The following is a 26,519-nucleotide window of genomic DNA, read 5'->3' on the forward strand; positions in this document are numbered from 1 at the left end:
CGGGTTGAACGGGTATTGTTGGGTGGGCTCACCATGGCTACCCACATACTGTACTGCCACCAAACCGTTGGCAGACAACTGCGCGTGGTTACCCTGGCGGGAAAAATCAGCACGCCCCTCGCCATGTGCCACCACCACGGGCACCACAGAACCTTCCATCCCTTGCAGCAAAATCGATGGGGTCTTGTTGACGCGAACATTCACCAAACGGGCTTCATACTGTTCGCTTTCGTTGCGCATCAACTTGGGCCACAACTGCGCACCGGGAATAAGGTCGCTCAAGGTGGCCATCATCTGACAACCGTTGCACACGCCTAGCCCAAACACATCCCCACGCTCAAAGAACGCAGCAAACTGATCGGCAAGCACGCTGTTGTAGCGAATGGTTTTTGCCCATCCTTCGCCTGCGCCCAGCACATCGCCATAACTAAAGCCGCCGCAAGCGGCCAAGCCTTGGAACTCAGCCAGAGTACGCCTACCCGTGAGCAAGTCGCTCATGTGCACGTCCACCGCCTCAAACCCGGCCTGGGTAAATGCGGCGGCCATCTCCAACTGTCCGTTAACGCCTTGCTCCCGCAACACCGCAACGCGAGGCTTCGCACCACTTGCAATGTAGGGCGCAGCGATGTTGTTTTGAGTATCAAATGAAGGCTTCCACACCAAGGCATTGGGCAGGTCAGCCTGGGCCTTGTGTTCGCTGTTGGCGCATGCTGGGTTGTCACGGCGCTTGGCAATGTGAAAACTCACCTCGTCCCACTGACCTTGCAGCACAGCACGAGATTCTGAATACACACATTTGGCATCGCGATACAGTTCAATCACGTCGCGATCATTGGGCTTGCCAATGATGTTGCTGTGTTTGCTCAAGCCCACGCTGCGAAGCACATCCATGGCTTCACTCTTGCGCGCCGCGGGTACCTGCAACACCACGCCCAGTTCTTCGTTAAACAGCGCCTTCAAGGTGAGTTCGTTTCGCTGCACCGCCACTTGCTCAGGGCGAATTTTGAAATCACCCCAATCGGCCGCGTAGGGGTCGATGGTGATGATGTCCAGGTTGATTGACAAACCAGTGCGGCTTGCAAAACTCATCTCGGCCAAAGTGGCCATCAGCCCGCCATCCGAGCGGTCATGGTATGCCTTCACCAAACCCTTGGCGCGCAATTCCACCATGGCTTGCGCAAACGCCTTCAGGTCGTCTGCACTTTCCACATCGGGCGTGTCTTGGCCCAACTGGTTGGTGACTTGCGCCAACACGCTGGCGCCCATGCGCATCTTGCCGCGGGCCAAATCCACCAGCACCAGCACGCTATCCTCCGCAGTATCCAGAACAGGCGTGAGTGTGCCGCGCACATCATCTACCTTGGCAAAGGCCGACACAATCAGGCTCACCGGGGACAGCACTTCCTTTTGCTCATCGCCTTCGTTCCAGCGGGTACGCATGGAAAGCGAGTCTTTGCCCACGGGAATACCCAGGCCCAATTGAGGACACAACTCCATGCCCACGGCCTTGACTGTGTCAAACAGCGCGGCATCTTGGCCAGGCGTGCCGCAAGCAGCCATCCAGTTGGCGCTTAGCTTGACATCTTCCAACTTGGCCACGGGTGCAGCCAACAGGTTGGTGAGGGCCTCTGCAATGGCCATGCGGCCAGAGGCCGGTGCATTCAACACCGCCAAGGGCGTGCGTTCGCCCATGGCCATGGCCTGGCCGGAATACCCGGTGTAATCGTTGGTGATTACTGCCACATCGGCCACCGGCACCTGGTATGGCCCCACCATTTGGTCGCGGGCGGTAAAACCACCCACCGTGCGGTCACCAATGGTGATCAAAAATCGCTTGCTGGCCACTGCCGGAAATTTCAACACCTGCGAAATCACCTCGGCCAACTCGCTTTGAGTCAGGTCCACCTGCGCCTTGGCAGGCTCTACATGTTGATCTTTACGCTCCATGCGCGGAGGTTTGCCCAACAACACCTCCATGGGCATGTCCACTGGGTTGCTCGCGCTTTCAGCATCCAGCACTTTCAACTGACGCTCCTCGGTGACCACGCCAACCACGCAGAATGGGCAGCGCTCACGCTCGCAAAGCTCGGTAAACAAGGGCAGTGACTCTGGTGCAATGCCCATCACATAGCGTTCTTGTGATTCGTTGCACCAAATTTCGGCAGGGCTTAAACCACTTTCATCCAGGTTGACCTTGCGCAAATCAAAGGTGGCACCCCGGTTGGACGCATCCGCCAGTTCAGGAAATGCGTTTGAAATGCCACCAGCCCCCACGTCGTGGATGCTCAAAATTGGGTTGCTATCGCCCATCGTCCAACAACGATCCAGCACCTCTTGGGCGCGGCGCTCCATTTCTGGGTTGCTACGCTGCACCGAATCAAAATCCAGTGCCTCCGTGTTGGTGCCTGCATTCATTGACGATGCAGCACCACCCCCCATGCCGATGCGCATGCCAGGACCGCCGAGTTGAATCAGCAAAGTGCCTTCCGGCAGATCCAGTTTGTGAGTGTGGCCATTGCGAATGTTGCCAATGCCACCAGCAATCATGATGGGCTTGTGATAGCCGTACACGCGCTCCCCCACACGCTGCTCGAAAGTGCGGAAATATCCGCCCAGGTTGGGTCGACCAAATTCGTTGTTAAAAGCCGCTGCACCAATGGGACCGTCAATCATGATTTGCTGAGGCGTGGCGATGCGCGAGGGAATTCCAACCGGCTTGGCCTCAGTTCGCTTCTCCAGAGGCTGCAGGGCATCTTGCCCGCTCTCCCAGGCCTGAGGCGCGTCATCAAACCGAAGGTGCGACGTGGTAAACCCACACAACCCCGCCTTGGGCTTGGCGCCGCGGCCAGTGGCCCCTTCGTCGCGAATCTCGCCCCCCGAGCCCGTGGCCGCGCCGGCGTAGGGAGAAATGGCCGTGGGGTGGTTGTGAGTCTCTACCTTGGCCACAAAATGGGTCAACTCTTCGTGCGGGCGGTACACCCCATCGCTGTCTGCAAAAAAACGCTGAACCGTGTGACCTTCAATCACTGCTGCATTGTCGGAATACGCCACCACCGTGCCTTGAGGCGTGGTTTTGTGCGTGTTGCGGATCATGCCAAACAAAGTTTCGCTTTGGGGCTGACCATCAATGGTCCAAGTGGCGTTGAAGATCTTGTGGCGGCAATGCTCGCTGTTGGCCTGGGCAAACATCATCAACTCAACGTCGGTCGGGGAGCGGCCCATGCTGGTGTATGCATCCAGCAGGTAGTCAATTTCATCATCACTCAAGGCCAAGCCCAATTCGCTGTTGGCTTTCACCAAGCTATTGCGGCCTTCTTTTAACTCAACAATTTGCAACGCTTTGCCCTGAAGGGGCAAAAACAGCCCTTTCACATCAAAACCATCAGGCAACACGGTCTCGGTCATGCGGTCGTACAACACAGCCTTTAATTGCGCCAATGCATCGCCCTCTGGCAGCTTGGTACCGCCGAGCAAACCCTTTTTAAACATGAGGTGAAATTCAATGCCCCGCTCCATGCGTACCACATGCGCAAGGCCAGCATTGTGAGCAATGTCGGTGGCTTTGGAAGCCCAGGGGCTCACCGTGCCCAAGCGGGGCACCACCACGCACTTCAAATCCACCCGCTCCAAGGGCTTGGGCAAATGGCCGTAGTCGAGCAGGCCCTCCATCACCATGCGCTGCGGCGTGGCCAACTCGCCCTTGGACGCCACAAAATGTACAAAATGAGCAGCAACCCCGACCACATGGGCATCCACCGCTTGCAACCGCTTTAGCAATCCCTCTGCCCGAAACTCAGACAGGGCAGACGCGCCGTGAAACACAGAAACTTCGAATTGATCAGCCGAGGACAAGGCAAGAGACATAACAGCAGCGGGTGTGGTTGAGGTAATCTCTTATTATACCCTTGAACACCCGGCCATCCCCCTGCGCGATGGCCCGAACACACCCACCCAACATGCCACCCAAGCCCACCAGCGACCTGATCGAACTAAACCCTGAAAACTTGACGCATGGCCATTGGCAGCGCCCCGGCGAAGCCCGCCTGCCTGTGCTTTCCGTTGCCCAGATCCGCGCCGTAGAGGCTGCCGCCTTTGCCGAAATAGACTCCTTTGTGTTGATGCAGGCCGCGGGCCTGCGCACAGCGCACAAACTGCTGGACCAGTTCTCACACAGTGCAAGCGCAGCAAGCCACATGCTGGTTTTGGCTGGCCCTGGCAACAATGGAGGCGATGCATTCATCGTGGCGGGTGCACTCCACCGCGCAGGCATGAATGTTCGGCTCATCGACTTTGCAGAGGGCGTTCAAAGCAGCACCGATCGCCAACGCGCAGCCGCATGGTGCGAACAGTGCGGCATCACACCGCAACCTGCATCCGAATTATCGCCCCCCTTGCATGATCTCCCGAGGCATGCCTGGGTCATCGACGGCCTGATCGGTATTGCTGGCGGGCGGGCATTACAAGGGGCCATGCTGGCCTGGGTCGAACACATCCATTCATTGCGCGCCTGCCAGCCTTTGCATGTGGTTGCGCTAGACTGCCCCAGCGGCTTGAACTGTGACAACGGCCAAACGCAAGGCCCTTGCCTGCAAGCCGATGTCACATTCACTTACCTCGCCTTAAAGCCAGGATTACTCACCAACGAGGGCAAATCTTTGGCTGGCGAATTGTGGGTTGACGCCCTGGGCTGCGAGGCCCTCATCCGAGCTGGCCTGCAACAACACATGCTCGGCGAGGTCGCCCACACCGCCTCACGAACCGATCAACTGGCAAGGCTACCCCAACGCAAGCATCAGCATCACAAAGGTAGCTTTGGCAGCCTGGGCATTGTGGGCGGGCAAGCGGGCATGGTTGGGGCCTGCGTGCTTTCCGCCAGAGCCGCCCTGCACATGGGGGTTGGACGAGTCGCGCTCACCTTACTCGCCGAACACGGACAGCAGTGGCCCGATGTTCAAATTCAAGGGAGCTCAGCCTTTTTGGATATTCTTTGCCCAGAGGTCATGAACAAACCCCTGCAAGAAAACCTGCAGTTTGCAGATGTGTTGGTGCTGGGCCCGGGGCTTGGGCAAAGCGATCAAGCCATCGACCTGCTGCTACAAGTGCTCAATGCTGATCAGGCCCACCATATGGTGTGGGATGCAGACGCCCTGAATATTTTGGCCAAGCATGAGGGAGTGGCCAGCGCCCTCAGAACGCTACGCGCAACCCACCCCGACCGGGCCATGGTACTAACCCCCCACCCTCTTGAGGCGGCGCGGTTGCTGCGCCAAAACACAGAACACATTCAGGCCGACCGCTTAGGCAATGCGCGCGCGCTTGCCGCAAAATACGCGGCCACGGTGGTGTTAAAAGGGGCTGGCACCGTGATTGCTGACCCGCAAGGCCTGGAGATTAACCTCAGCGGCGGCCCAGCTTTGGCCACGGCAGGCAGTGGTGATGTGCTGGCAGGTGCCATTGCTGCCCTTCTTGGGCAAGGCCTTAAAGGATTTGACGCGGCTTGCCTGGCAGTGCATGTGCACGGTGCCAGCGTAGAGCCACTCGGCGGTAGCGATGAGGGCTTGCTGGTGAGCCATGCCAGCGAGATTTCACTTCGAATGAAGCAGGTATTAAACCGTCTCTTGCACCAAGGCACCCGCTGAAATCATCAACTGCCTGCTACAACGTGCAGCCAGTTTTTCATCGTGGGTAACCAAAATCAATGTGGTGCCATGCTCACGCTGAAGCTCAAACATCAAGTCGATGATTCGCTGACCCGTCGCAAAGTCCAGGCTGCCCGTGGGCTCGTCAGCAAACACAATGCTGGGCTTGCGCACAAAAGCCCGTGCCAGCGCCACTCGCTGTTGCTCACCCCCCGACAGGGTTTTGGGCGTGTGCTTTAGGCGATCCCCCAGACCCACGCGGGTCAGCATGTCCACACAGGCCTGGTGCCGGTTGTCCATGTGCGTCAGCTCAGTGGCCAACATCACGTTTTCAAGCGCGGTTAAATGGTCTAGCAATTGAAAAGACTGAAACACAAAACCCACGTGGGCCGCACGCAGGGCTGCGCGATCATCTTCAGACAACGTCGTAATTGAGCGACCCAAGAATTGAATTTCGCCGCTGGAGGGAACATCCAGGCCCGCCAGCATTCCAAGCAGAGTTGATTTACCAGAGCCAGACGCGCCAACGATCGCAACCGCCTCACCTTCTGAGACAGAAAATGATATGTTGTCCAGAATGGACAAAGGGCTTGCGCCATCTTGCACCACCTGGTTCAAATTTTTAACCTCGAGGATTGTACGACTCATGATTGCCTTGACTGCAAAAACAATAAAAAAAACTTTGGTGTTGGCGGCTCTCGCCTTGAGCTCAGTCACCAGTGTATCGGCGTTTGCCGCAGCACAGCCCAAGCCCTGCAAAATTTTGGTGCTTGGCGACAGCCTCTCGGCCGCCTATGGCCTACCTGTTGAACAAGGTTGGGTTGCTTTGATGGAGAAGCGCCTGGCCGAAAAGTTCCCGCACTGCAGCGTGGTCAACGCCTCGGTATCGGGCGAGACCACCGCCGGTGGTAAAACCCGCCTGCCCGACCTGCTGAAAAAACATCAACCCAGCCACATGATCCTGCAACTTGGCGCCAACGATGGACTGCGAGGCCTTTCGCTTGAAGCCATGAAAGACAACCTCAATGGCATGCTGGTCATGGCTCGCCGAGCCGAAGCCCAAGCCCTGCTGGTGGGCATGCAAATTCCACCCAACTACGGCCCCACCTACACCCGGCAGTTTGCCCAAACCTTTGCCGATTTGGCCCGAAAACAAAAAGTGCCTTTTGTGCCCTTCCTGCTCGACGGGTTTGCTCAAGACCCATCCGCCTTTCAGGCCGACGGCATTCACCCGGCCGCGCAAGTGCAGCCGGTGATGTTGAACAATGTTTGGCGGCATTTTGAGGGCACGCTCAAGTAAAGCGAGGGTCAGTTTGCGCGCTTGACTTGCTTACTCTTTGAAGCAATCAGATCCATGCCGATTATTGCGCGCGCCTGTTTGATTCGCTTGCTCCCTGAAGCCAGCAGGACCATGCCCCTTTGCGACGGCCAATCTGTATTTCCCTCCCTGAGCCTCGCCTGAACTGAGGCCCGCCCTCCAAAACTGAGGTCGGTTCGGGCCTCTGCCCCCTTGGGGGCACCGTTCATTCTTGGCACGGTCGGGCAGATTGTCCTGAAGGTCGCTGCAGGGTCAATGGCCCCTGCAGGCTTCTGGGCAAGCGAAGGCGGCCGTGGTGGCATGCGAGCATGGCTTTGCTGCAGCGTGTGCGTCGGCTACGCGAATCACCGGCGTGGCCAAGCGCAGCGCCGGGGCTGGGGTGGCACAGGCCGCGCAGGCCGATTCAGGGCAGCCCGCCCGGCTTGGCCCACACCGAGGGGCCGAGGCGTGTTTTCCCGCCAAGCCCCGCTTGGCGGGAAACCGAATCGGATGCAATGGCGACATTTTCGCCTTGCATGTCCCCTCGGAAGGGACGAGAAGGGATACACGGGCTGATCCCAGGCCCAGTGGCTTGGACCGCCCCAGCCTAGAAGCGCGGCGCACAACACTCCAAAGGGCCATTCCAGCACCAACAAGCCGGGCAATCAGGAGGCACTAGCCCTGCCGCGCGATCAGCGACTCCAGCAAATCCAGCCTGTGCCGATGCGGCGCCGTAATGGCATAAAACCGCTCTTCCAACACTGTGGAATGCCCCACCGCCACGAGCACACCGGCTTTCAATTCGTCCTGCACCACCACCTCGGGCAACACGGTCAGCCAGCCACTGTCGCGGGCGATCAGGCGCAGCATCGCCATGTCGTCCACTTCTGCCCTCACCCTGGGCCGTACATTGGCCGAGGAGCACATGGCTTCAAACTGTGCCCGCAAGGCATGGCGTGGGCCGGGCAACGCCAGTTCAAGCCCGTCGAGGTCTTCTGGAATGCGAAGGCGCAGCACTTTCCAACGGTCTGCTGGGCCCACCAGGGCAATGGGCTGGCTGCCCAACAATGTGCAATGCAAAGGCCGGTCGGGGTTGGCGGGTACCATTTCATTGGACAACACCACATCCAGTTGATGCTTGCCCAGGCGGGCGATGAGGCCCTCCAGCAAACCAGACTCCAGGGTGAGCACCACCTCCGGATTGGACAAAACCGGGCGGATCCAGTTTTCAAGATAGTTGCGTGACAAGGTGGCCACGCTGCCAACCCTAAGTCGCGCAATGCCAGATGCACTGCCTTGCAAGCGACCCAACATTTCCTGGCCCAGGCCAAAAATGTTTTCGGCATAGGCAAACACCAACTGACCCGTGTCGGTGAGGGAAAGGCGACGCCCATCCCGCGCAAACAAAGCTTCACCCACCCGTTCTTCAAACTGTTTGATTTGGGCCGACACCGCCGATTGGGAGGTGTGTAGTTCTTGAGCGGCGCGGGTCAAATGGCCGAGCTTGGCCACTCGCCAGAAGTAAAACAGATGATGAAAGTTCAGTTGGTGGAGCTGCATTGTTCGATTTTAGTGAACATTAATATCGTATCTATGTATTTTACAGAACAGCGCAGGATCTGGATCATCCGGGGTGCGTTTTCAATTTGGCAGCAACATGAATTCCAACCTCACTGTTTTCTCGATCACCGCCCTGGGCCCAGTCGTGCTGATGGCCCTTGCTGCCACCCTGGCCCCTTTGTTCAGGGCTCACAAAACAACGCTATGGCGGGTGTTTCATGGGGTCACCAGCCTGGCGCTGCTGTGTGCGGTCATCAATCTGCTCGGCTTGGGCATGGGCGAACCCGGGGTAACCGTGACGGGCCTTAAAACAAGCACCTTCGGGCTTGTGCTGGCCGCCTTGGTGCAGGTGCTGGGCCTGGCCATTGGCAGCTTTTCGGCCCGCTACCTGCAGGGTGAAACCGGGCAACCCCGCTATGTTGCCGCGTTGGCCACGGTGCTGGCAGCGGTACAACTGTTGCTGATGGCCGACCACTGGCTGGTGCTGATTGTGGCATGGAGCGTGGTGGGGCTGGCCTTGCAGCATTTGCTCTGCTTTTACCCTGATCGCCCTTTTGCCAGCCTTGCGGCCCACAAAAAACGACTGGCCGACCTGCTGGCCGATGCCCTGTTGTTGTTTGCGGCTTTCTTGGCCTGGCTGGAAACCGGCACCGGCAGCCTGTCTGTATTGAGCGAGCACATTGCCAACCATGGCATGAGCACTGCATTGCACGCCTGCGCAGTGGCGCTGGTGCTGGCAGTGGTGCTGCGCACCGCGCTGATGCCGGTGCACGGCTGGTTGATCCAGGTGATGGAGGCGCCCACGCCCGTATCGGCCTTGCTGCACGCCGGGGTGGTGAACCTGGGCGGTTTTGTGTTGGTGTTGTTTGCGCCCCTGCTTGGGCAATCGCAGGTGGCCAGTGGCTTGCTGATGGTGTTTGGTTTGGGCACCGCCGTGCTGGCGGGCATGGTGATGCTGACCCGCATCAGCATCAAGGTGCGGCTGGCTTGGTCCACCGTTGCTCAAATGGGCTTCATGCTGCTGGAATGTGCCTTGGGCCTGTACACCCTGGCGGCACTGCACCTGATTGGACACTCGCTTTACAAAGCGCACACGTTTTTGTCAGCCTCCATGGCTGTGCGCCAAACCCGTTTAAAAATGCTGGTGCAAGCGGTGCAACCGCTGGCCCACAGCCTGGGGTGGTCACCCGCCGTGGCGCTGGCCATGGTGTGGGCGGTTCAAGAAATTGCTCAAGCCGCCATGGGTACAACACATGGGCAAGCCACCTGGCCCTTGTGGTGGAGTGCTCTGCTGGCCCTGGCCTGGGCGCCCTTGCTTTGGTTGCGTCCGCACCCTGGGCAAGGTCCCTCGCTGGGCCTGCAAGGCCTGTTTGGGCTGGGGATGGTCGCTGGGTTGACCGGCCTCACCGTGCTGGGCCACGCACTGCCCCTTGGCATCGCAGATGCGCCCCAACACATGGCCGGCATGTTGGCCTTGCTGGGCATGGCCGCGCTTTACCTCACCTTGGTTCTGATGCAGCTCAAGCCCCACGCGCTGCAGCGCTGGCGGCGATGGAGTTACGCCGGTTTTTATGTGGACGAAATTTACACGCGGATCGCCTTGCGCATTTGGCCTGCCCGATGGTCTGCAGAAGCACGGAGATTGGCAGCATGAGCAAACCTTTAAATTCAATCGATCAAGCTTGCGAGCAGGCTTGCAATGCCATCGCCCCGGCTTGGCCGCTGGATCAATCGATTGCTGTAAACCCACACTGGTGCCGCACCCACCTGCCGCTTCGCTCCGTGGCGGCCCGCATGGCCGTGCTGGGCGGCATTCAGGTGTTTCCCCCGCGCGCGCTTGTGAAGCAAGCCTGGCAGGAGGGCCGCTTGACCAAGGCCCATGTAGATGCTGCATTGCAAAGCAACGGGGCGGCCGTGGAGGCCGGGCTACAGATTGCCCAATGCATGGCCAGCCTGGACCAGCCTGCACCCGTGTACCAGTTGCCCTTGTTGATTGACCTGCTTGACAACGACCCACTGCGGCACACGCGCTTGTCCTGGCGTGAGGCAATTACGCACCAGGTGAGCCAAACCTGTGCCGCATATTTTGACCAACACCAAGCCGACTGGCAGCCCGAGAGAACCGAAGGCCTGTATGCCTTTTGGCGAGACACATTGGCGCACGACCATGGCATCGGGCTGTTGATGGGGCTACCCCAACTTGGAAAGGCGATCGACGCTCTGCCCGCCAGCGCCAAAGATGCAGAGCAATGGGCTTTGCACAAGCTGGATTTTCCAGCCGACGTGTGGGCCGATTACCTGGAATCTGTGTTGCTGACCGTGCAAGGCTGGGCCTCCTGGTGCGCCTACCTGGGCTGGCAGGCGCGTTTGGCCGGGGGAAGCGACCCACACCTTCGCGAGTTGTTGGCCATTCGCTTGGCTTGGGGTGCCTTGTTGCTGGAATGCAAAGACGACGAAGCAGCACAACACGCTTTCGCCGCCGTTAAAAAGGCCTGGCGTGATGTGCGCCTCACCATCGCCGAAGTTGAGCTGGCGATGCTGGTGGACGAGGTGTGGCAATGCGCCTTGGAACAAGGCTTTCAAAGCGATCTGAAACAACAACTGACCGATGGGCTAAAACACACCCCCAGCCCGGGCGCTGTTCCCTACGCGCAAGCGGCCTTTTGCATTGATGTGCGCAGTGAGCGTTTGCGCAGGGCACTGGAACACACCGATGCCAGCATTCAGACCCTGGGCTTTGCTGGCTTTTTTGGCTTGCCGGTGGCCTACACACCCTTGGGCACCCAAGCTCGCCGCCCGCAGTTGCCGGGCCTGCTTGCGCCAGCCATGGAGGTGAGCGACCGGCTGGTGCCCGTGGGCGGTGGCCATGCCACCACCAACCCAGCGCTGGACGCTATGGCCAGCGTGGCCCGCAACACGCGCCTGGGCCTGATGGACCATTGGAAAGCTGCAAGCCGCTGGCCGGGCACGGCCTTCTCGTTTGTAGAATCGGCGGGCATGGGTTACCTGGGCAAATTGGGCCAATGGTTGAAACCCGGTCAACACGATCGCGAGCGCGATGATTTGTATGGCATGCCCACCCGCTACAGACCCATGTGCCGCCCGCAATTGCTGGGTCTGCAAACAAGCGACAAAGTGGCCCTGGCTGCCAAAGTGTTGGGGGCCATGGGCTTGCGAAGTGGCTTTGCCCCACTGGTGGTGCTGGTGGGCCACGGCAGCCAAAGTGCCAACAACCCCCACGCCGCCGCGCTGGACTGCGGCGCATGCTGCGGCCAGACCGGCGAGGTGAACGCCCGCAGCCTCGCCTTGCTGCTCAACGACACCGAGGTGAGGCAGGGACTGCTCGCCCACCACATCCAAATACCGGACTCCACGCGCTTTGTGGCGGCACTGCACAACACCACCACGGATGAGGTGGAAGGCTTTGACATCGACCTGTTGCCAAGCAACGCGCAAACCGCATGGACCACCCTGCAGAAGCAGTTCGACAAGGCCGCAGAACAGGTGCGGCAAGAACGCGCCCCAGCATTGCGCATCAAGGCCGACACCACCGCCGAACAGTTGTTACAAAAGCTGCGCCGCCGTGCCAACGATGGGGCACAAACCCGCCCAGAATGGGGCCTGGCCAACAACGCAGGCTTTTTGATTGCCCCCCGGCACCGCAGCCTTGGGCTGAACCTCGATGGGCGCTGCTTTTTGCATGACTACAACCCCGAGCAAGACCCCACCGGAGAAGTGCTTGAATTGCTGATGACCGCACCCATGTTGGTAACCCATTGGATTAACTGGCAATACCATGCCTCCACCTGCGACCCCCAGCACCTGGGCAGCGGCAACAAACTGCTGCACAACGTGGTGGGTGGGCATTTGGGTGTGTTTGAGGGCAATGGCGGCGACCTGCGAATTGGATTGGCCCGGCAGTCGGTGCATGATGGTGAGCGCTGGGTGCACGAGCCCCTGCGCCTGACCGTGGTGATTGAAGCCACACAAGCAGCGATTGACCGAGTGATTTCAAAACATGCAGTGGTTAAAAACCTGTTGGACAACGGCTGGCTGCACTTGTGGCGGTTGAGCGATGATGGCTTGTATCAATACCAGCAGGGGTTGTGGCATGATGGCTCAGTTTCAACGATGGCCACCCTCGCGGTCAACTGATGCCCCCCTTCGCTCAATTCCCAGCCCCCATGCCAGCCCGCTCCGCCAGGCGTGGGGTCGGCCTGTTTGCACTGCTTGCCCTGTTGTTGGGTGTGCAGGGTTGCGCCATGGTGAGTGTGGGCTCGGTGAGCACTCAAGAATACTTGAGCAACCGACGTGGCGATGTGATCACCACCGGGGAGCTCAGTGCATCGGCCCGAACCGCACTGCAGGTGGTGGGCATTGACAATGCGCGATGCAAGGCCAATTTTGAGGTCTGCAAAACCACACTCAAAGAAACGATCGGTTTGGGCGACGAGCAACGCATGTCTGCTTTGTCTGAGCTTTGGCTGCGTGAGGCCCTACAACTCACCGAGGTGGCCAAGCTGGAGCGCGCGAATGAGAGACTTCAGACCGACATTTTAAAGGCCTACCTTGAAAGCGCTCGGCACGCCTACGCCTACCTGTTTTTTACTGGACGAACACCCGACCTTCGCGCGCTGGAAGACCGGCAAGCCCAGGTGCGCGACTACTACAACTTTGCAACCCAACAGGCTGTGGTGGGCCTGTTTAACCGCTACCGAGACGCGCTTGAAAAATCAGTGTCGGCCCAGAGCACTTACACGCTCGACTTTGACGGCTGGACGGTGCAAGGCAGCACAGCAGGCCTCACCCTGAACCGCAAGGGCACCCTGCCCAAAGAGCTGATGGCGGCGGCCTCGCTCACTTTCAATGGCGTGCGCAACCAATACCGCCGCGATGGCTTGGGTGCCGAGCTGGTGGCTGTGTTTGCCGACAAAGTGCTGGCCAAAGAGGACGACGGCGTGAGTTGGAGTGAAACCCCCTTCCCCTCACTGACCGTGATGCTGCATTTTCCGGGTCGCAGCCTGAATGACGTATTAAACACCCAGAACGCCGAGCTGGCGGGCTTTGACCCCTACAAGGCGCAAAGCGTGGATGTGCGCGGCATACGAGTGCCCCTGGCCGCCAATTTCACCGCGGGCTACGGGCTGTGGCTGGCGCGCTCTGGCTTTGCCCAAGAAAGCCTGTTGACCTTGATTGGCCGAAGCGAAGCTTTTGAGCAACCCCGAATTTACTTGATGCAGCCCTTTGACCCCAACCGCCGCATCGTGGTGATGCTGCATGGCCTGGCCAGCAGCCCCGAGGCGTGGGTGAACGTGGCCAACGAGGTGCTGGGCGACGAAGCCCTTCGAGAGAACTTCCAGATTTGGCAGGTGTACTACCCCACCAACCTGCCACTGGCCTTCAACAACAAATCGATTCGAGACGCGCTGCAAACCACGCTAATCACCTTTGACCCACAGGGCACACGGCGTGCCTCGCGCGACATGGTGTTGGTTGGGCACAGCATGGGCGGCGTGTTGGCCCGGCTGATGGTGACCAGTTCTGGAGACCAGTTGTGGGAAGCCTTTCTGGACCAATACGATGTACGCCCAGACCGGGAAGCGCGCCTGAAGCAAAAGCTGGGGCCCTTTGTGATGTTTGAGCCGGTGCCCCAAGTGACTCGCGCGGTTTTTATTGCCGCGCCGCATCGCGGCACCCCGATGGCCGAGAACCACTTTGCACGATTTGTGTCGGGCTTGATTCGCCTGCCAGCCACGGTCTTAAACCGGGTGGGTGAAATTGCTCAACTGCTGGTTGCGCCCGATTCCGCCAGCGACGTGCCCCTGACTGGCAACTTGAACAGCATCAGCAACCTGAGCGACCAAGACCCCTTTGTGCGTCAATCGGCCAAGCTGCCCATCTCGCCGCGCGTAACCTACCATTCGATCATGGGCAACAACACCCCCACCCTGCCACTGGCCGCCAGCAGCGATGGGGTGGTGCCCTACGCCAGCGCGTATCTGGATGGTGCGGCTTCTGAACTGGTGGTCCCCTCGTGGCACAGCGTGCAAGAAACACCCGAGGCAATTGTGGAAATTCGACGCATATTGCGCGAGCATCTAAAGGCCATTGAGCCCGGTGTGGCCCTGCCACCCTAACCGCCCCGCAACCTGCATGCGCAACTCCACCATCGACTTGCTTAAAGCCCTTGCATCACAACTGATTGTGCTGCACCACCTGCTGCTGTACACGCCCATGTCACCGGTGCTGCAACAAGCTTGGCCAACCTTGTTGGGCTGGGTGGCCGACGAGGGCCGCTACATGGTGCAAATTTTTTTGGTGATCGGTGGATATTTGGCCACTCAATCGCTGTTTGGCATGCTGCAAAACAAGCGCGCAGTAGCGCTGTGGCCCCTGTTTAAAAAAAGATACCTTCGCCTGGCCAAACCGTTTTGGGTGGCCATTGCAGTGGCGGTGTTATTGAATTGGCTGGCCAGCCGCATCGCTGTACATGGCGAAGTGGCGCAGTCACCCACACCAACGCAAGTATTGGCCCATGTGTTTTTGCTGCACGACATTGTCGAGGTAGAAGCCTTGTCTGCCGGGGTGTGGTATGTGGCCATTGACCTGCAACTGTTTTTCCTGCTGATGTTATTCGGATGGCTTGGCCAAAAGCTGGCTTGGCCAAACGGGCTGCAGGCAAAACACGCCATGCTGATGCTAGCGACCGCAACAACCGTGGCCTCCCTGTGGTGGTACAACCGCCACGCCGGGCACGATGAGTGGGCCTGGTATTTTTTTGGCGCGTACGGCATGGGCGTGCTGGCCCACTGGGCACAACGCGAAAACAAGTTACTGCTTGGCAGCCTTGGTGTGGTGAGCTTGCTGACAATTGCCCTATGGATTGAATGGCGTGAGCGGCTGCTGCTCACCGGTGCAGTGGCGCTACTGCTGATGCACAGTGAGCGCATAGAACACATGGTCGCCCATCTGACCAAGGGGCCGATCCGGTGGCTGGGCGATATTTCATACTCGGTGTTTTTGATTCACTACGGACTGGCCGTGTTGGCCAGCTCGATGGTGATTGCCTTGGGCCTAAACAGCTTTGTGCCCATGTTGCTTGCATTTTTGCTCACTTGGGGCGTGAGTGTGGCGGCGGGGTGGTTGTTGTATTGGGGGGTGGAAAATCGCCTTTAAGCTGGCCCAGCCTTGCGGGCTTCCAACAGCACGCAGTACCAAACAAACCAAACCCTTTCTTCGCTCACCACAATGTGGTCCAAAACGAAGTCGCCTTCACAAGCGATATTCATCAAAGTCGCACCATCGAGCTCGTTCTCGATGGCTTGGTCCAGCGCATATTCATTCAAGAAAGCTGCGATTGACTTTTCGGCTGGTATTACTTCTTTGTAATGACACGTCTCTCCTAAAAACTCTAGCCTGTCCTTTTTTACGAAGAGCAAACGGCCCAAGATCGCGGTTGATTCATTTTCATCAAGCCCAACGATCGGGGCCGAGGCGACTATCTCGGTAACCTGCCATTGAGCAATAAGTTTGAGGCTGGAGTCGTTTTTGACTGAGCAGGCTGAAACAAGAACTGACAAGCAGGTAGCTAAAACTATTCTCATGAATTGACTAGCGGTTCTGAGTTGATCAATGGTTCGACTGTTGAAAAGGGACAACCTCACGCTTGCGCCTGTTTACCAAGCCGTTTGACCGCTGCTTTTTGGAGGGCTTTCCAGCTTTATCCTTCAATGTAATAAATACATACCGGCTCATTTCTTCTTCGACTTTTTTGAACTCACCGGCATTGGCGAATGCCAAGGTGGTGCGAGCGTTTCCCACACCAACGTTGAAAACAAAGCTGACCAAGGCATCAAACTGAGACTGATTAAGCTTTGTTTGCCGCAGAGTGACGCGTGCTCGGAAGTTTAGACACATCTGAATGGAAGCGAAAATTGATACCTTGGTCAAGGTAGCCCACCCCTCAATGCACGATCCCAAGACGCGGGATCAATACCATTGACAAATCATCAAAGTATTTGCGAGCTACACCACCCCCCTGAGCATATTCACTGCGATGCCCAACACCACCACCGCAAACACTTTGCGCAGCAGTTTGGCTGGAAGCACGTGCGCTGCCCTGGCGCCCCATGGGGCCACCAGCACCGAGGCCACCACGGTGAACACCAACGCTGGCAGGTAAACAAAACCCAGGCTGCCCGGGGGTAGGCCTTGGGCGGTCCAGCCATTGAACACAAAACCGATGGTGCCCCCCAACGCAATGGGGAAACCCATGGCCGAGGCAGTGCCAATGGCATTTTTAATGGACACATTGCAAAACGTTAAAAAGGGCACGGTGAGCGCTCCGCCGCCCACGGCAACCAGTGAAGATGCTGTGCCAATGAAAGTGGCCACACCCATTTGCCCCCAGCGACCAGGCAGCACACGGCCTGGCTTGGGTTTGTATTCAAAGAACATTTGCACAGCGGCCAAGCCCATGAAAACCGCAAAAAATACAATTAAAAAAACTGTTGACACATGGCGTGCCAGAAACGTGCCGATCAAGGTGCCTAGCAAAATACCCGGTATAAAATTTTTAACCACGGGCCACAGCACGGCGCTGTGCTGGTGGTGCGAGCGCACACTGGACACCGACGTAAACAAGATGGTGGCCATGGAAGTGCCCAGGGCCAAGCGGAAAGCCCAGCCCGGCGGCAACAGGGCCAGCTTGAAGGCCCACACCAGCGCGGGCACCAGCACACTGCCCCCGCCCACGCCCAGCAGGCCCGCCAGAAATCCTGCCACCACGCCGATGAGTACGTAGGCGGCCAGCGCCTCTGGGGTGAGTACATGGCTAAGCCATTCCATGCCTGGCAGGCCCTAAGCCACATGTTGCTGCAGCCAAGCCACAGCACCCGCCAGGGTTTGAAATTCTGTGATGCTGCGCGCAGCCACATTCGGAAAACGCTCGCGCACCATGCGCGTGAGGGTGTTGCCCGGGCCCACCTCAAAGTACACGCTTGCGCCCATTTCGGCGCTTAAATCCAATGTGCGCGACCACTGCAGGGGTTCAGAAATTTGCCGCGCCAGGCGGGGAACGGCTTCGGTCTGGGAGTGCACCGGGCTGCCATCCAACGCACTCAGCACGGGGGCCTCAAAACTTTGCCAAGCAGCTTGCTGCAAGGTTTGCTCAAACTGCGCCGTGGCGTTTGCCAGCCAAGCCGTGTGGGAGGGCACATGCACGGGGAGGTGCACCACATGCGCCCCCAAGCGTGCCTGCAAGCCTTGGCAGATTTGCTTCATCACCTTCACTGGGCCAGCCACCACAGCGTGTTGTTCATCATTCACAATCGCAATGCGCAAGCCATGTTGCTCAACCTCGGCTTGCAACACGGGCAGGCGCACGCCTTTGACCGCCATCATGCCATGCCCACTGGGGCTGGCCTGGTCCATACTCTGGGCACGGGTTTGCGCCAGCGCCACACAAATGTGAGCAGGCAGCGCCCCCACCACGCCCTGTGCGGTGAGTTCCCCCACGCTGTAACCCGCCGCCAGACCTGGGCAGATGCCCTGCCCCTGCAAAGCCTGAGCCACCGCAAGCCCAGCCATCACAATCAGCGGTTGGGCGTGTTGGTTTTCAAAAGCGGTTTGGGGGTTGGCAGCCACGGCCAGCCAGTGCTCGGTCTGCCCCCCCATCAAGGCTTGCAAAGATGGGGCAACAAGGGGGTCTGCCAGCAGGGCAGTGAGCATGTCGGTGCTTTGGCTGCCCTGCCCTGGGCACAGCAGGCACAGGCTCATGGTTCACCCAATATTGCATGGTGATCTTGATGCTGCTGAACATGGGTGGCGTGGCAAACCACACCCAAGCGCTGCACAAACAAAGCCGCCGAGAGCAGGTCGGCGCATCCCCCCGGGCTTAGCCAGCGCGCCTTGAAGCGCTGGCACATGGCCTGGGCCTGCACTGCCCAAGCGTGTGCAAACACCCCGCCCCGCGCCAAAAAATATTCGGCCTGAGCCTGGGCCCAATTCAGGCCATCAAGCCCGCCACGGTGAGCCAGGTTGGTGTCGGGCAGGCGCGCCATGGTGCTGTACAAAGCGTGCAGCCGTGCCTGGTGCGGGCCTGCGCCCTGCTGGTGTGCCCACAACAGTTGGGGCAAGGTGATGTGAAACAACACCGGGAACCCTTGGGCCGCCTGTTCGCGCGCGCCGGGCAGGCCATGGCTGGCTTTCACCTTTAAGCCATGTGAGCAGGCCAGGTGCGGCGCTGTGCTGGCCTGTACGCCGGCCACCGCAATGGCTGCGCCCCATTCGGTTTGCACCACACCACCCAGTTGCATGGGGTTGATGTCGCCCTGCCTGGCCCACTGCACACCGGCTGCCGCAGCAAGCAGGCCCAGCAAAAAAATGGCGCCTTTGTGGGTGTTCACACCTTCGGTGGCCGCCAACATGGCGCGCTCGGCCAGCAGGCCGCGCTGCTGCAACGGGTGCAGCGTTTCGCCTTGGTAACCCAACACAAAACAATCGTGGAAGTAGCCCCGTAGCGCATGCACACTGCGCAGGAAGGTGTTGGCAGTCATGTCCGCATGGCTGCCGGGGTCCTGGGGGCAAACCAAGCCGGGCTTTAACGGGAGGTTCACTTCATCGCGCAACGCCTGGCATGCCATGTGGTCAATATGCAGGGCCAACTCTTCCAGGCGCGGGCCGTTCATGCGCGGGCCGTTCATGCGCGGGCCTCAGGTGCATACTCAAAGCCTTCGCAATACTCTTCGACATCAAGCAGGCGAACGCCCTGCAGGCTTTTGCACAGCAATTGGTCGGGCCGGCTCAGCAACTCGCGCCAATGCACGGCCTGGCCGTCGGGGTTCAGAACCTCTCCATCCATGGGGCAAGCGGGGTGGGCCTTGCGCAAATCTTCAAGCAAAAGGCACAGGGCCTGCGCTGCCGGCCACGAGGGCGGTACAAACAACAGGTCAAGGTCTGAACCTGCATGCAGGCAAGTTAAATCGGTGGTGCATTGGATGGCTGCCGAACCAAACACATGCGCTTGCACCCGAAGGTGAGCCAAGGCTTGCACCAGTGCGCTGGCTGGTTTTTGCCAAGGCAGGGGCAAGCAGTGCAGTACATCGCCCAGGGCGGGGCCGCGGCGATGTAGCAGCACATCAACCCGCCGAACAAGATAGCCCATGCGGCGCTTGCCCCAGCTTGGTGGCTCGGCCAAACCCACCCTCAACCAGCGATCGCCAGGGTGCGTGGCTGGCAGGTTGTCTTGCCGCGCCACAATCAGGGGGTATTTGCAATGCGCCCAACGGTGCAGCAACGACAAGGCCCGGGTGGGCTCCATGGGCATGGGGCCAGCGGCTTGGGCATACTGCACGGCCTCTGGGGATATCCACACCAAATCGTGGCGCTGCATGCGTGGCTCAAGCATGGCCCAACACCTTGGCCATGACCTCAGCCGCTGCAATGCGCCCACCGCGTTCTTTCCCTTGGGCGATTCGTAGGTCGCGCATGCGCTGTTCGGGGCTGAGTGTTTGTAATTCAGCCAGCGCCTCTTGCAAATGGCGAGCGGGCTCATTGTGCCACACGTCTTTTAAATGCCCCATGCGAAGGTAGTTGTTCACCCCGGGCGAGAACACGGGCGACTGCTCGGCCAAGGTCTCCAGGCGCTCCAGGGGAATTTTGGTGATGCGCGACATGGCGGGCAGATTCATGACCTTAATTTCGGCCTGGGCCAGGGCGTAGCAGGCATCGGCCATCATGCCGGTGCTGATATACCCCCCACTCACGGCCTCACCATACACCACACTCAAAATGATGTGACCGTTTTGCCGGGCCAATTCAACCGCCTTGGCCAGGTGCGCCATGTAAGCGTTCAAACCCATCAGCTCATCGCGGCGGCGCAGCCGCTGGCCCTGGGTGTCCAGCACAAACACAATGGGCAGGCCCTGCCCTTCAGCCACCACATCAAGAACGACTCGCGCCATGGCCAGGGCCATGTCGGCACCAACCTCGGCTTTGTTGGCTGTGCCAATGACCATCACGGGCTGCTGGCCCACGCGGGCTGTGCCCTGAAAGTAATCTGCCTGTTGAACATGGGCCTTGAAAGTGCCGCCAAACAGGTCTTGCAATACGCGCTCTTGGTTCATGCTTGCCCCCTGGCTTGCTCGCGGGCCCTGGCCGTGGTGCTTACAAATTCATCGGCCGGCATCAGCGCCAAGGCCTCGGCCGAGGGCAGGCCCAAGCGCTGCCAAATGTCTTTGGCATCGCGGCAATCGCCAAAGTGGTTCAAGCGATGCTGCAACATGGCGTGCTCGGCCTCCAGGCTTTTTAAGTCGAACCGTGCGGCGTTGGTTTGCAAGGCGTGTGTTAACGCTTGGCGAAAGGCTTGCAGATCGTCGGCCACCAAGGCTTGCACATCGCCCATGACGTGGCGGTGCTTGCCGCCACTGACCCGCCACACCAAGGCGCGGTCGCGCGAATCAAATTCTTCAACACCGTGCACGGTCTCGATGACCTCGGGGCCCGACATGGCCAAGCGCCCTTCTTCAGACATGATGAGCACATCGCAGCAACGGGCAATCAACCCTGTACCGCCAAAGCACCCGGCGGCCCCCCCAATGGCCCCGATGAACTGCACACCCTTGGCGCGCGCGGCACACACGGCCCGCATGATTTCAGACACTGCGATCAGACCGGCATTGGCCTCGTGCAAGCGCACCCCGCCGCTTTCAAACAGCAGCACCACGGCGGCGGGTTTTTCACGCAGGGCCAATTCAATCAGGGCGGTGATTTTTGCACCATGCACCTCACCGATGGCTCCCCCCAAAAACTGGCCTTCTTGCGCGGCCACCAACACATTTGCCCCGTCCAGTGTGGCGCGGCCAATGATCACGCCATCGTCGAAGGCCACGGGCTGCTCCAAGAGCGCCATGTGCGGGCTGCTGACTCGCTCTGCGGGCTTTAAGATTTCTTCAAAACTGCCGGCATCAAGCAGACCCAATACACGCTCGCGTGCGCTGGCTTCCAGGTAACTATTGGCCATGTGTGTTCTCCCATGCCTCCATGGCTTGGTCCAGACGCAGGCTAACCACCGCCGGGGTGGCGCCCACGTCGTGAATTTCGATGTTCAAACCACCCGCGGCGCTGCGTTGTGCAAAGTCGTGAAGCACCGCCTGCCAAATGTTGCCAAAGCCGCGCGCTGAGGTGTGCACTTGCACAGTGCAATGCTGGGCATCGCTGCTTGGCTCTAGCAGCACTTCGCAATTGCCGCTGGCGGTGACCCCCACCAACACGGCCTCGCGCTGGTGGCTTTGTGATTTGCTGGGCAAGGTGTAATTCAAATGTTCCATGCTCATGGTGTTTGTCCTTTTGCGCTTTACCAGTTTCTAAACCGGCTGGGCGGGTTGTACAGCCCACCCGATGCACGCACCAAGTCTTTCACGGTTTTGGCGGCCAGCAGGTCGCGGCTTGCCTCACGGCGGGCGATGCCCAGGTCTTCGGCGCGTTGAATAATGCCGCGGCTACGCAGCTCTTCGACCTTGCGTTTGTTGCGCTTTAAGCCCACCTCGGTGTAGCCTGCCACGCCACGTATGGCTTGCTCGCGGTCCTCTGGAGTGCGGCACAGCAGCAGGTTGGCAATGCCCTCCTCGGTCACGATGTGGCTGACGTCTTCGCCAAAAATCATCACGGGCGGGTTGTTTAAACCCATGCTGTCGCCCAGGTCCCAGGCGTCCAGCCGCTCTACAAAGGCCGGGGCCATGTGTTCGCGGAAGGTTTCAACCATTTGCACCACCAGCTTGCGACCGCGCGGTATTTGTTGGGGGTCGACCTGCGCCTGACGCCCAGCCTTCACCCAGGCTTCGCTTTCGTGGCGGCGCCCCCGTGCGTCGGCGCCCATGTTGGGCGCTCCACCAAAACCGGCAATGCGGCCCTTGGTGGCGGTGCTGCTGTTGCCATAGGTGTCTATTTGCAGGGTGGAGCCGATGAACAGGTCGCAGGCGTAATGGCCTGCCGCCTGGCAAAACGCGCGGTTGCTGCGCATGCTGCCATCGCCCCCGGTAAAAAACACATCCGGTCGGGACTCAATGTATTTTTCCATGCCCAACTCGCTGCCAAAGCTGTGCACGCTTTGTACAAAGCCAGCCTCAATGGCGGGAATGAGCGCAGGGTGCGGGTTAAGCGCCCAGTTGGTGCACACTTTGCCCTTCAAACCAAGTTGCTCGCCGTACGTGGGCAGCAGCAATTCAATGGCTGCGGTGTCAAAACCAATGCCGTGGTTCAGCCGCTTGACACCATACTCCGCGTAAATGCCTTTGATGACCATCATGGCCATGAGCACTTGAATTTCTGAGATCAGCGCCGGGTCGCGGGTGAACAAGGGTTCGATGTAGTTGGGGCGCGGCGCCTGCACCACAAAGTCTACCCACGCCGCGGGCACATCCACCCTGGGCAAGGTGTCGCGTATTTCGTTCACCTGGGCAATCACAATGCCATTTTTAAAGGCGGCGGCCTCCACAATGGCGGGCGTGTCCTCGGTGTTGGGGCCGGTGTACAAGTTGCCCTGTGCATCGGCGGCTTCAGCGGCAATCAAGGCCACATGGGGCGTTAAATCCACAAAGTAACGGCCAAACAATTCCAGATAGGTGTGGATGGCGTTGATTTTGATTTTGCCTGCCGCCACCAGGTTGGCCAAGCGCGCGCCTTGTGGGCCCGAGAAAGAAAAATCAATCTCGCGGGCGATGCCTTTGTCAAACAGCGCCGTGTGCTCAGGCAAGGCCACCACCGACTGCAGCATGTGAAGGTTGTTCACCTGCGTGGGGTCCACTTTGGCCAGGCACTGCGCCAAAAAATCCGCCTGCTTTTGATTGTTGCCTTCCAGGCAAACCCGGTCGCCTGGCTGGATCACCGCCTGCAGCAGTGCAGTGGCTTGTTCAGCCACCACCCGCTTACCCGGCTGCCCCAAGGCTTGGGCAGCGCGGGCCAGCCGCTTGGCTTTGGACTGTTGCCCGGTACGCCAGTCCTTCTGTGTTGAGTTCATTGCACCCGTCCTTTGAATCACTTGTAGAACTGATCTGGCAGCCAGGTCACAATTTCAGGGAAGATTGCAAGCAGCACAATGTAGCCAGAAATGATCAAGATGAAGGGGATGATGCCCCGCAAAATTTCACCAAATTTAATGTCTGGCGCAATGCCGTTGATCACGAACAGGTTCAGGCCCACAGGGGGGGTGATCAAACCCAACTCCATGTTGATGGTCATCACAATGCCAAACCAGATGGGATCAAAACCAGCAGCCAGAATCGGCGGCAAAATGACTGGGGTGAGCATCAAAATAATGGCCACTGGGGGCAAGAAGAACCCCATCACCAGCATCAGGATGTTGACCCAGAACAGCAACCACCACTTGGACATTTCCAGGGCCACCAACCACTCGGCCATGCTTTGGCTGATGCGCAGGTAGCTCATCACATAGGTGAACAAAAAGGACATGGCAATGATCATCATCACCATGCAACTTTCTTTGGCGGTGCCGGTGAAGATCATTTTCAGCGAGGCCCAGTCGTAGCACTTGTACAGCGCCACCACCAACACCAACGCGGCCACTGCGCCCACACCCGCCACTTCGGAGGGTGTTCCAAAGCCGCCATACATGGCGCCCATGATGAGCGCAATCAACAGCAGGAAAGGCAGCAGGCGAGGCAGGGCCTCCATTTTTTCTTTCCAGGTGAAATGTTCCTTGTCGGCCAACTCGGCGATTTGCGCGGGGGTGGCAGTTTTCATCCACTCATGGCGATCACGAATGAATTTGATCACCACCCACACGGCAAACAACAATGCCAACAACATGCCCGGGATGATGCCCGCTACAAACAGCTCACCAATGGACTGTTCAGCCATCACGCCATAAATAATCAAGGTGATGCTGGGGGGAATCAAAATACCCAAGGTGCCGCCCGCCGCAATCAAGCCGGAGGCCAGGGCCCCGGTGTAACCACGCTTGCGCATCTCGGGAATGCCCATGCCGCCAATGGCAGCACAGGTGGCTGGGCTTGAACCACACAAGGCTGCAAAAATGGTGCAACCCACCACGTTGGCCACACCCAGGCTGCCCGGCATGCGGTACAACCAACGGTAGGCCGACTCGTACAAATCCACGGCAGCGCGGGTCTTGCCAATGGCTGCGCCCATCAGGATGAACAGCGGAATGGTGAGCAGGGTAAAGTTTTCCAGCTCACTGAAGATGGTTTCTGCAATCAGCCCGATGTTGTTGGAGGGCATGAAGAAGTACATGATGATCACGGCCGATGATCCCAGCGCAAATGCGATGGGCATGCCCGAGAACAACAGCACCAAGGTGAGGGCTGTGTAAATCAGCCCGATTTCCAAAACGCCCATGTTCAGTCTCCTTTGGCGTGGCTGTGGCTGGGCAGCTCAGGCGGAACACCGGCCAAGCCATGCACAATCTGGATTAAAAATTCCAGGGTCATGAGGAACATGCCCAAGGCCATGAAGGCATACGGAATCCACAGGGGCGGCCCCCAAGTAGAGCTGGTGGCCCACTGGCCTTCCCAGGCTTCAAGCCCGTACTCAGCCGACAGGTAAGCCACCAAGCCGCAAAAGAAGAACGACAAAATGTCGCCCAACAAAATTCGATAGCGGGTTGCGTTGCGGGACATGACTTCGTCCAGCACCTCAATGCCCACATGCCCGCGCTCACGCTGGGTGTGCGCAGCAGCCAAAAAAGTGGCTGCGATCAACATAAAAATACTAAGCTCGATGACCCAGTCGTTGGATACTGAAATCACGTAGCGGGTAATCACTTCGTACACCAGCACGAAAGAACAAATCACGATGAGTGCGGCTGCGATATATGCCATCAACTGATTAATGGCGCGCACTGTGCCGCTGAACATACGCCACACTGGGTTGTTCATAATTGCCTCCAAGAGAGCCCTGTACACCGGGCGCACCGCTGCGGGCGGCCCGGTGGTTTATGCAAGTTCAACCCAATCGGTTTACTTCACGGCAGTGGCCATGTCCAACCACTTTTTGCCGTCTTTGACTTCTTCAGCGAAGTCTTTCCAGGCGGTTTGCTCTGCCACGGCGCGCCACTTGGCGAAAGTGGCATCGTCCATGCCATAAGCCTGCTTGCCGGCTTTCTTCCACACTTCGGCGGCGCGCATGTCGTCCTTCTTCGATTCTTCAATCGAGAATTTCTCCAGGCTTGCTCCCACTTCCATCACTGCCTTTTGTTGGGCAGGCGTTAAGCGGTCAAAGGTGGCCTTGGACATCATCAAAGGCTCAAACATGAACCAGAAGGAATTCTGGCTGGCATCGGTGAGGTGATCACCCACTTCTTCCAGACGGAAAGAAATGATGGAGGTGCTTGAGGTGACCGCTGCGTCCAGCACGCCAGTTTGCATGGCGTTGTACACCTCGTTGGAGGGCACGTTGGTGATGGAGCCGCCTGCGCCCTTGAGCATCAGGTCCATGTGCTTGGAAGCACCACGGATTTTTACACCCTTGACATCATCGGGGGCCAGTACTTTCTTCTTGGATGCAATGCCGCCGGCTTGCCAAATCCAGGTGATCACTTTGGCGCCTTTGCTTTCCAACAATTTTTCAAGCTCTTTGCCGATGGGCTGGTTTTTCCAGCGGTGGCCTTGCTCGTAGCTGGTGATCAGGCCGGGCATCAGGGTGATGTTCACCTCGGGAATTTTGCCGCCTTCGTAGGCCAGTGGCAGCAGGATCATGTCCACCGAGCCGCGCTGCATGGCACCGAACTGGGCGAATGTTTTCACCAGCGATGCGCCGGGGTAAATTTCAAATTTCAATTCGCCATTGGTTTTTTCGCTCACCTGGCGGGCAAACTTGCGCACCAAGCGGTCACGGAAATCACCTTCTTCTTCGGTGCCACCCGGGAATTGGTGAGAAATTTTCAGGGTGGTTTGGGCCGAGGCGGTGCTGGCCATGCCAAAGGTGAGTGCGGCGGCGGTTAAACCAGCCACCAGGGGTTTGAACATAAAACGCATGAGATGGTCTCC

At 58.8% G+C, this 26,519-nt stretch carries 22 protein-coding genes; 6 read left to right on the forward strand and 16 right to left on the reverse strand.

The features are described from left to right. Positions 1–3,864: phosphoribosylformylglycinamidine synthase (purL, locus tag ACEQU8_RS06505; protein ID WP_370262390.1), on the reverse strand; the 3,864-nt coding region annotated here is incomplete at its 3' end. Between the two features lie 92 nt (positions 3,865–3,956). Here purL and ACEQU8_RS06510 point away from each other — a divergent pair. Further along, positions 3,957–5,639, forward strand: coding sequence for an NAD(P)H-hydrate dehydratase (locus ACEQU8_RS06510; protein ID WP_372521232.1), 1,683 nt, complete (start codon positions 3,957–3,959; stop codon positions 5,637–5,639). Here the strand turns inward: ACEQU8_RS06510 and ACEQU8_RS06515 are convergent. Next, positions 5,607–6,287: an ABC transporter ATP-binding protein gene (locus ACEQU8_RS06515; RefSeq protein ID WP_370262393.1), complete on the reverse strand. Its 681-nt coding sequence runs from the start codon at positions 6,285–6,287 to the stop codon at positions 5,607–5,609. The two genes, ACEQU8_RS06510 and ACEQU8_RS06515, sit on opposite strands and share 33 nt — an antisense overlap. On the opposite strand from ACEQU8_RS06515, the gene ACEQU8_RS06520 reads away from it, so the two are divergent. After that, positions 6,286–6,939, forward strand: a complete 654-nt coding sequence (locus ACEQU8_RS06520; protein WP_370262394.1) for an arylesterase — start codon at positions 6,286–6,288, stop codon at positions 6,937–6,939. The two genes, ACEQU8_RS06515 and ACEQU8_RS06520, sit on opposite strands and share 2 nt — an antisense overlap. 672 nt (positions 6,940–7,611) lie before the next feature. Here the strand turns inward: ACEQU8_RS06520 and ACEQU8_RS06525 are convergent. Further along, complete coding sequence (locus ACEQU8_RS06525) at positions 7,612–8,496, reverse strand: LysR family transcriptional regulator (RefSeq protein ID WP_370262396.1); 885 nt, start codon at positions 8,494–8,496, stop codon at positions 7,612–7,614. A 97-nt stretch (positions 8,497–8,593) separates the two neighbouring features. Between ACEQU8_RS06525 and ACEQU8_RS06530 the strand changes: the two genes are divergently transcribed. The 4 genes from ACEQU8_RS06530 to ACEQU8_RS06545 are packed head-to-tail and all read left to right on the forward strand — an operon-like array spanning position 8,594 to position 15,672. Further along, positions 8,594–10,150, forward strand: coding sequence for an NADH-quinone oxidoreductase subunit L (locus ACEQU8_RS06530; protein WP_370262397.1), 1,557 nt, complete (start codon positions 8,594–8,596; stop codon positions 10,148–10,150). Further along, on the forward strand, positions 10,147–12,651 hold the full coding sequence (locus ACEQU8_RS06535) for a YbcC family protein (protein WP_370262398.1): 2,505 nt from the start codon (positions 10,147–10,149) through the stop codon (positions 12,649–12,651). The genes ACEQU8_RS06530 and ACEQU8_RS06535 overlap by 4 nt, the downstream gene beginning before the upstream one ends. Before the next feature lie 29 nt (positions 12,652–12,680). Then, on the forward strand, positions 12,681–14,633 hold the full coding sequence (locus ACEQU8_RS06540) for an esterase/lipase family protein (RefSeq protein ID WP_372521233.1): 1,953 nt from the start codon (positions 12,681–12,683) through the stop codon (positions 14,631–14,633). Positions 14,634–14,649: 16 nt separating this feature from the next. Further along, positions 14,650–15,672, forward strand: a complete 1,023-nt coding sequence (locus ACEQU8_RS06545; RefSeq protein WP_370262401.1) for an acyltransferase family protein — start codon at positions 14,650–14,652, stop codon at positions 15,670–15,672. On the opposite strand, the gene ACEQU8_RS06550 is transcribed toward ACEQU8_RS06545, so the two are convergent. The 13 genes from ACEQU8_RS06550 to dctP form a co-directional block, all read right to left on the reverse strand. Then, complete coding sequence (locus ACEQU8_RS06550) at positions 15,669–16,100, reverse strand: hypothetical protein (RefSeq protein ID WP_370262402.1); 432 nt, start codon at positions 16,098–16,100, stop codon at positions 15,669–15,671. The two genes, ACEQU8_RS06545 and ACEQU8_RS06550, sit on opposite strands and share 4 nt — an antisense overlap. A gap of 25 nt (positions 16,101–16,125) precedes the next feature. After that, a complete protein-coding gene (locus ACEQU8_RS06555; protein WP_370262403.1) occupies positions 16,126–16,446 on the reverse strand; it encodes a lysozyme in 321 nt (106 codons plus the stop codon). 75 nt (positions 16,447–16,521) lie between these two features. Beyond that, complete coding sequence (locus tag ACEQU8_RS06560) at positions 16,522–17,343, reverse strand: sulfite exporter TauE/SafE family protein (protein ID WP_370262405.1); 822 nt, start codon at positions 17,341–17,343, stop codon at positions 16,522–16,524. Positions 17,344–17,355: 12 nt separating this feature from the next. Then, positions 17,356–18,273, reverse strand: coding sequence for an acyltransferase domain-containing protein (locus tag ACEQU8_RS06565; protein WP_370262406.1), 918 nt, complete (start codon positions 18,271–18,273; stop codon positions 17,356–17,358). After that, positions 18,270–19,199 carry a triphosphoribosyl-dephospho-CoA synthase gene (locus tag ACEQU8_RS06570; protein ID WP_370262407.1) on the reverse strand — a complete coding sequence of 310 codons (930 nt, stop codon included), beginning with the start codon at positions 19,197–19,199 and terminating at the stop codon, positions 18,270–18,272. Before ACEQU8_RS06570 ends, ACEQU8_RS06565 begins: the two co-directional genes overlap by 4 nt. Then, a complete protein-coding gene (gene mdcG, locus ACEQU8_RS06575) occupies positions 19,196–19,903 on the reverse strand; it encodes a malonate decarboxylase holo-[acyl-carrier-protein] synthase (protein ID WP_370262409.1) in 708 nt (235 codons plus the stop codon). The genes ACEQU8_RS06570 and mdcG overlap by 4 nt, the downstream gene beginning before the upstream one ends. After that, entirely contained in the window at positions 19,896–20,621 is a 726-nt protein-coding gene (gene mdcE, locus ACEQU8_RS06580; RefSeq protein WP_370262410.1) for a biotin-independent malonate decarboxylase subunit gamma, read from the reverse strand. The genes mdcG and mdcE overlap by 8 nt, the downstream gene beginning before the upstream one ends. Continuing rightward, a complete protein-coding gene (locus ACEQU8_RS06585; protein ID WP_370262411.1) occupies positions 20,618–21,517 on the reverse strand; it encodes a biotin-independent malonate decarboxylase subunit beta in 900 nt (299 codons plus the stop codon). The genes mdcE and ACEQU8_RS06585 overlap by 4 nt, the downstream gene beginning before the upstream one ends. Next, the gene (mdcC, locus tag ACEQU8_RS06590; RefSeq protein WP_370262413.1) at positions 21,507–21,830 is read right to left on the reverse strand and encodes a malonate decarboxylase acyl carrier protein; all 324 of its coding nucleotides are present in this window, start codon (positions 21,828–21,830) and stop codon (positions 21,507–21,509) included. The genes ACEQU8_RS06585 and mdcC overlap by 11 nt, the downstream gene beginning before the upstream one ends. Before the next feature lie 20 nt (positions 21,831–21,850). Continuing rightward, positions 21,851–23,512, reverse strand: a complete 1,662-nt coding sequence (gene mdcA / locus ACEQU8_RS06595; protein ID WP_370262414.1) for a malonate decarboxylase subunit alpha — start codon at positions 23,510–23,512, stop codon at positions 21,851–21,853. Positions 23,513–23,529: 17 nt separating this feature from the next. Next, positions 23,530–24,870 (reverse strand): TRAP transporter large permease, encoded by a 1,341-nt coding sequence (locus tag ACEQU8_RS06600; RefSeq protein WP_370262415.1) that lies wholly within the window; start codon positions 24,868–24,870, stop codon positions 23,530–23,532. A gap of 2 nt (positions 24,871–24,872) precedes the next feature. Next, positions 24,873–25,409 (reverse strand): TRAP transporter small permease, encoded by a 537-nt coding sequence (locus ACEQU8_RS06605; RefSeq protein WP_370262417.1) that lies wholly within the window; start codon positions 25,407–25,409, stop codon positions 24,873–24,875. A gap of 81 nt (positions 25,410–25,490) precedes the next feature. Then, positions 25,491–26,507 (reverse strand): TRAP transporter substrate-binding protein DctP, encoded by a 1,017-nt coding sequence (gene dctP, locus ACEQU8_RS06610; RefSeq protein WP_370262418.1) that lies wholly within the window; start codon positions 26,505–26,507, stop codon positions 25,491–25,493. Between the last annotated feature and the right edge of the window lie 12 nt (positions 26,508–26,519).

It is taken from the genome of Limnobacter sp. (assembly GCF_964228395.1).
GTDB lineage: Bacteria > Pseudomonadota > Gammaproteobacteria > Burkholderiales > Burkholderiaceae_B > Limnobacter.

What these genes read in the sequence shown, in the direction of transcription:
- ACEQU8_RS06510 (WP_372521232.1), top strand. Translation starts at nt 3,957, where the DNA reads ATGCCACCCAAGCCCACCAGCGACCTGATCGAACTAAACCCTGAAAAC.
- ACEQU8_RS06520 (WP_370262394.1), top strand. Translation starts at nt 6,286, where the DNA reads ATGATTGCCTTGACTGCAAAAACAATAAAAAAAACTTTGGTGTTGGCG.
- ACEQU8_RS06515 (WP_370262393.1), bottom strand. Translation starts at nt 6,287, where the DNA reads ATGAGTCGTACAATCCTCGAGGTTAAAAATTTGAACCAGGTGGTGCAA.
- ACEQU8_RS06525 (WP_370262396.1), bottom strand. Translation starts at nt 8,496, where the DNA reads ATGCAGCTCCACCAACTGAACTTTCATCATCTGTTTTACTTCTGGCGA.
- ACEQU8_RS06530 (WP_370262397.1), top strand. Translation starts at nt 8,594, where the DNA reads ATGAATTCCAACCTCACTGTTTTCTCGATCACCGCCCTGGGCCCAGTC.
- ACEQU8_RS06535 (WP_370262398.1), top strand. Translation starts at nt 10,147, where the DNA reads ATGAGCAAACCTTTAAATTCAATCGATCAAGCTTGCGAGCAGGCTTGC.
- ACEQU8_RS06540 (WP_372521233.1), top strand. Translation starts at nt 12,681, where the DNA reads ATGCCAGCCCGCTCCGCCAGGCGTGGGGTCGGCCTGTTTGCACTGCTT.
- ACEQU8_RS06545 (WP_370262401.1), top strand. Translation starts at nt 14,650, where the DNA reads ATGCGCAACTCCACCATCGACTTGCTTAAAGCCCTTGCATCACAACTG.
- ACEQU8_RS06550 (WP_370262402.1), bottom strand. Translation starts at nt 16,100, where the DNA reads ATGAGAATAGTTTTAGCTACCTGCTTGTCAGTTCTTGTTTCAGCCTGC.
- ACEQU8_RS06560 (WP_370262405.1), bottom strand. Translation starts at nt 17,343, where the DNA reads ATGGAATGGCTTAGCCATGTACTCACCCCAGAGGCGCTGGCCGCCTAC.
- ACEQU8_RS06565 (WP_370262406.1), bottom strand. Translation starts at nt 18,273, where the DNA reads ATGAGCCTGTGCCTGCTGTGCCCAGGGCAGGGCAGCCAAAGCACCGAC.
- ACEQU8_RS06570 (WP_370262407.1), bottom strand. Translation starts at nt 19,199, where the DNA reads ATGAACGGCCCGCGCATGAACGGCCCGCGCCTGGAAGAGTTGGCCCTG.
- mdcG (WP_370262409.1), bottom strand. Translation starts at nt 19,903, where the DNA reads ATGCTTGAGCCACGCATGCAGCGCCACGATTTGGTGTGGATATCCCCA.
- mdcE (WP_370262410.1), bottom strand. Translation starts at nt 20,621, where the DNA reads ATGAACCAAGAGCGCGTATTGCAAGACCTGTTTGGCGGCACTTTCAAG.
- ACEQU8_RS06585 (WP_370262411.1), bottom strand. Translation starts at nt 21,517, where the DNA reads ATGGCCAATAGTTACCTGGAAGCCAGCGCACGCGAGCGTGTATTGGGT.
- mdcC (WP_370262413.1), bottom strand. Translation starts at nt 21,830, where the DNA reads ATGAGCATGGAACATTTGAATTACACCTTGCCCAGCAAATCACAAAGC.
- mdcA (WP_370262414.1), bottom strand. Translation starts at nt 23,512, where the DNA reads ATGAACTCAACACAGAAGGACTGGCGTACCGGGCAACAGTCCAAAGCC.
- ACEQU8_RS06600 (WP_370262415.1), bottom strand. Translation starts at nt 24,870, where the DNA reads ATGGGCGTTTTGGAAATCGGGCTGATTTACACAGCCCTCACCTTGGTG.
- ACEQU8_RS06605 (WP_370262417.1), bottom strand. Translation starts at nt 25,409, where the DNA reads ATGAACAACCCAGTGTGGCGTATGTTCAGCGGCACAGTGCGCGCCATT.
- dctP (WP_370262418.1), bottom strand. Translation starts at nt 26,507, where the DNA reads ATGCGTTTTATGTTCAAACCCCTGGTGGCTGGTTTAACCGCCGCCGCA.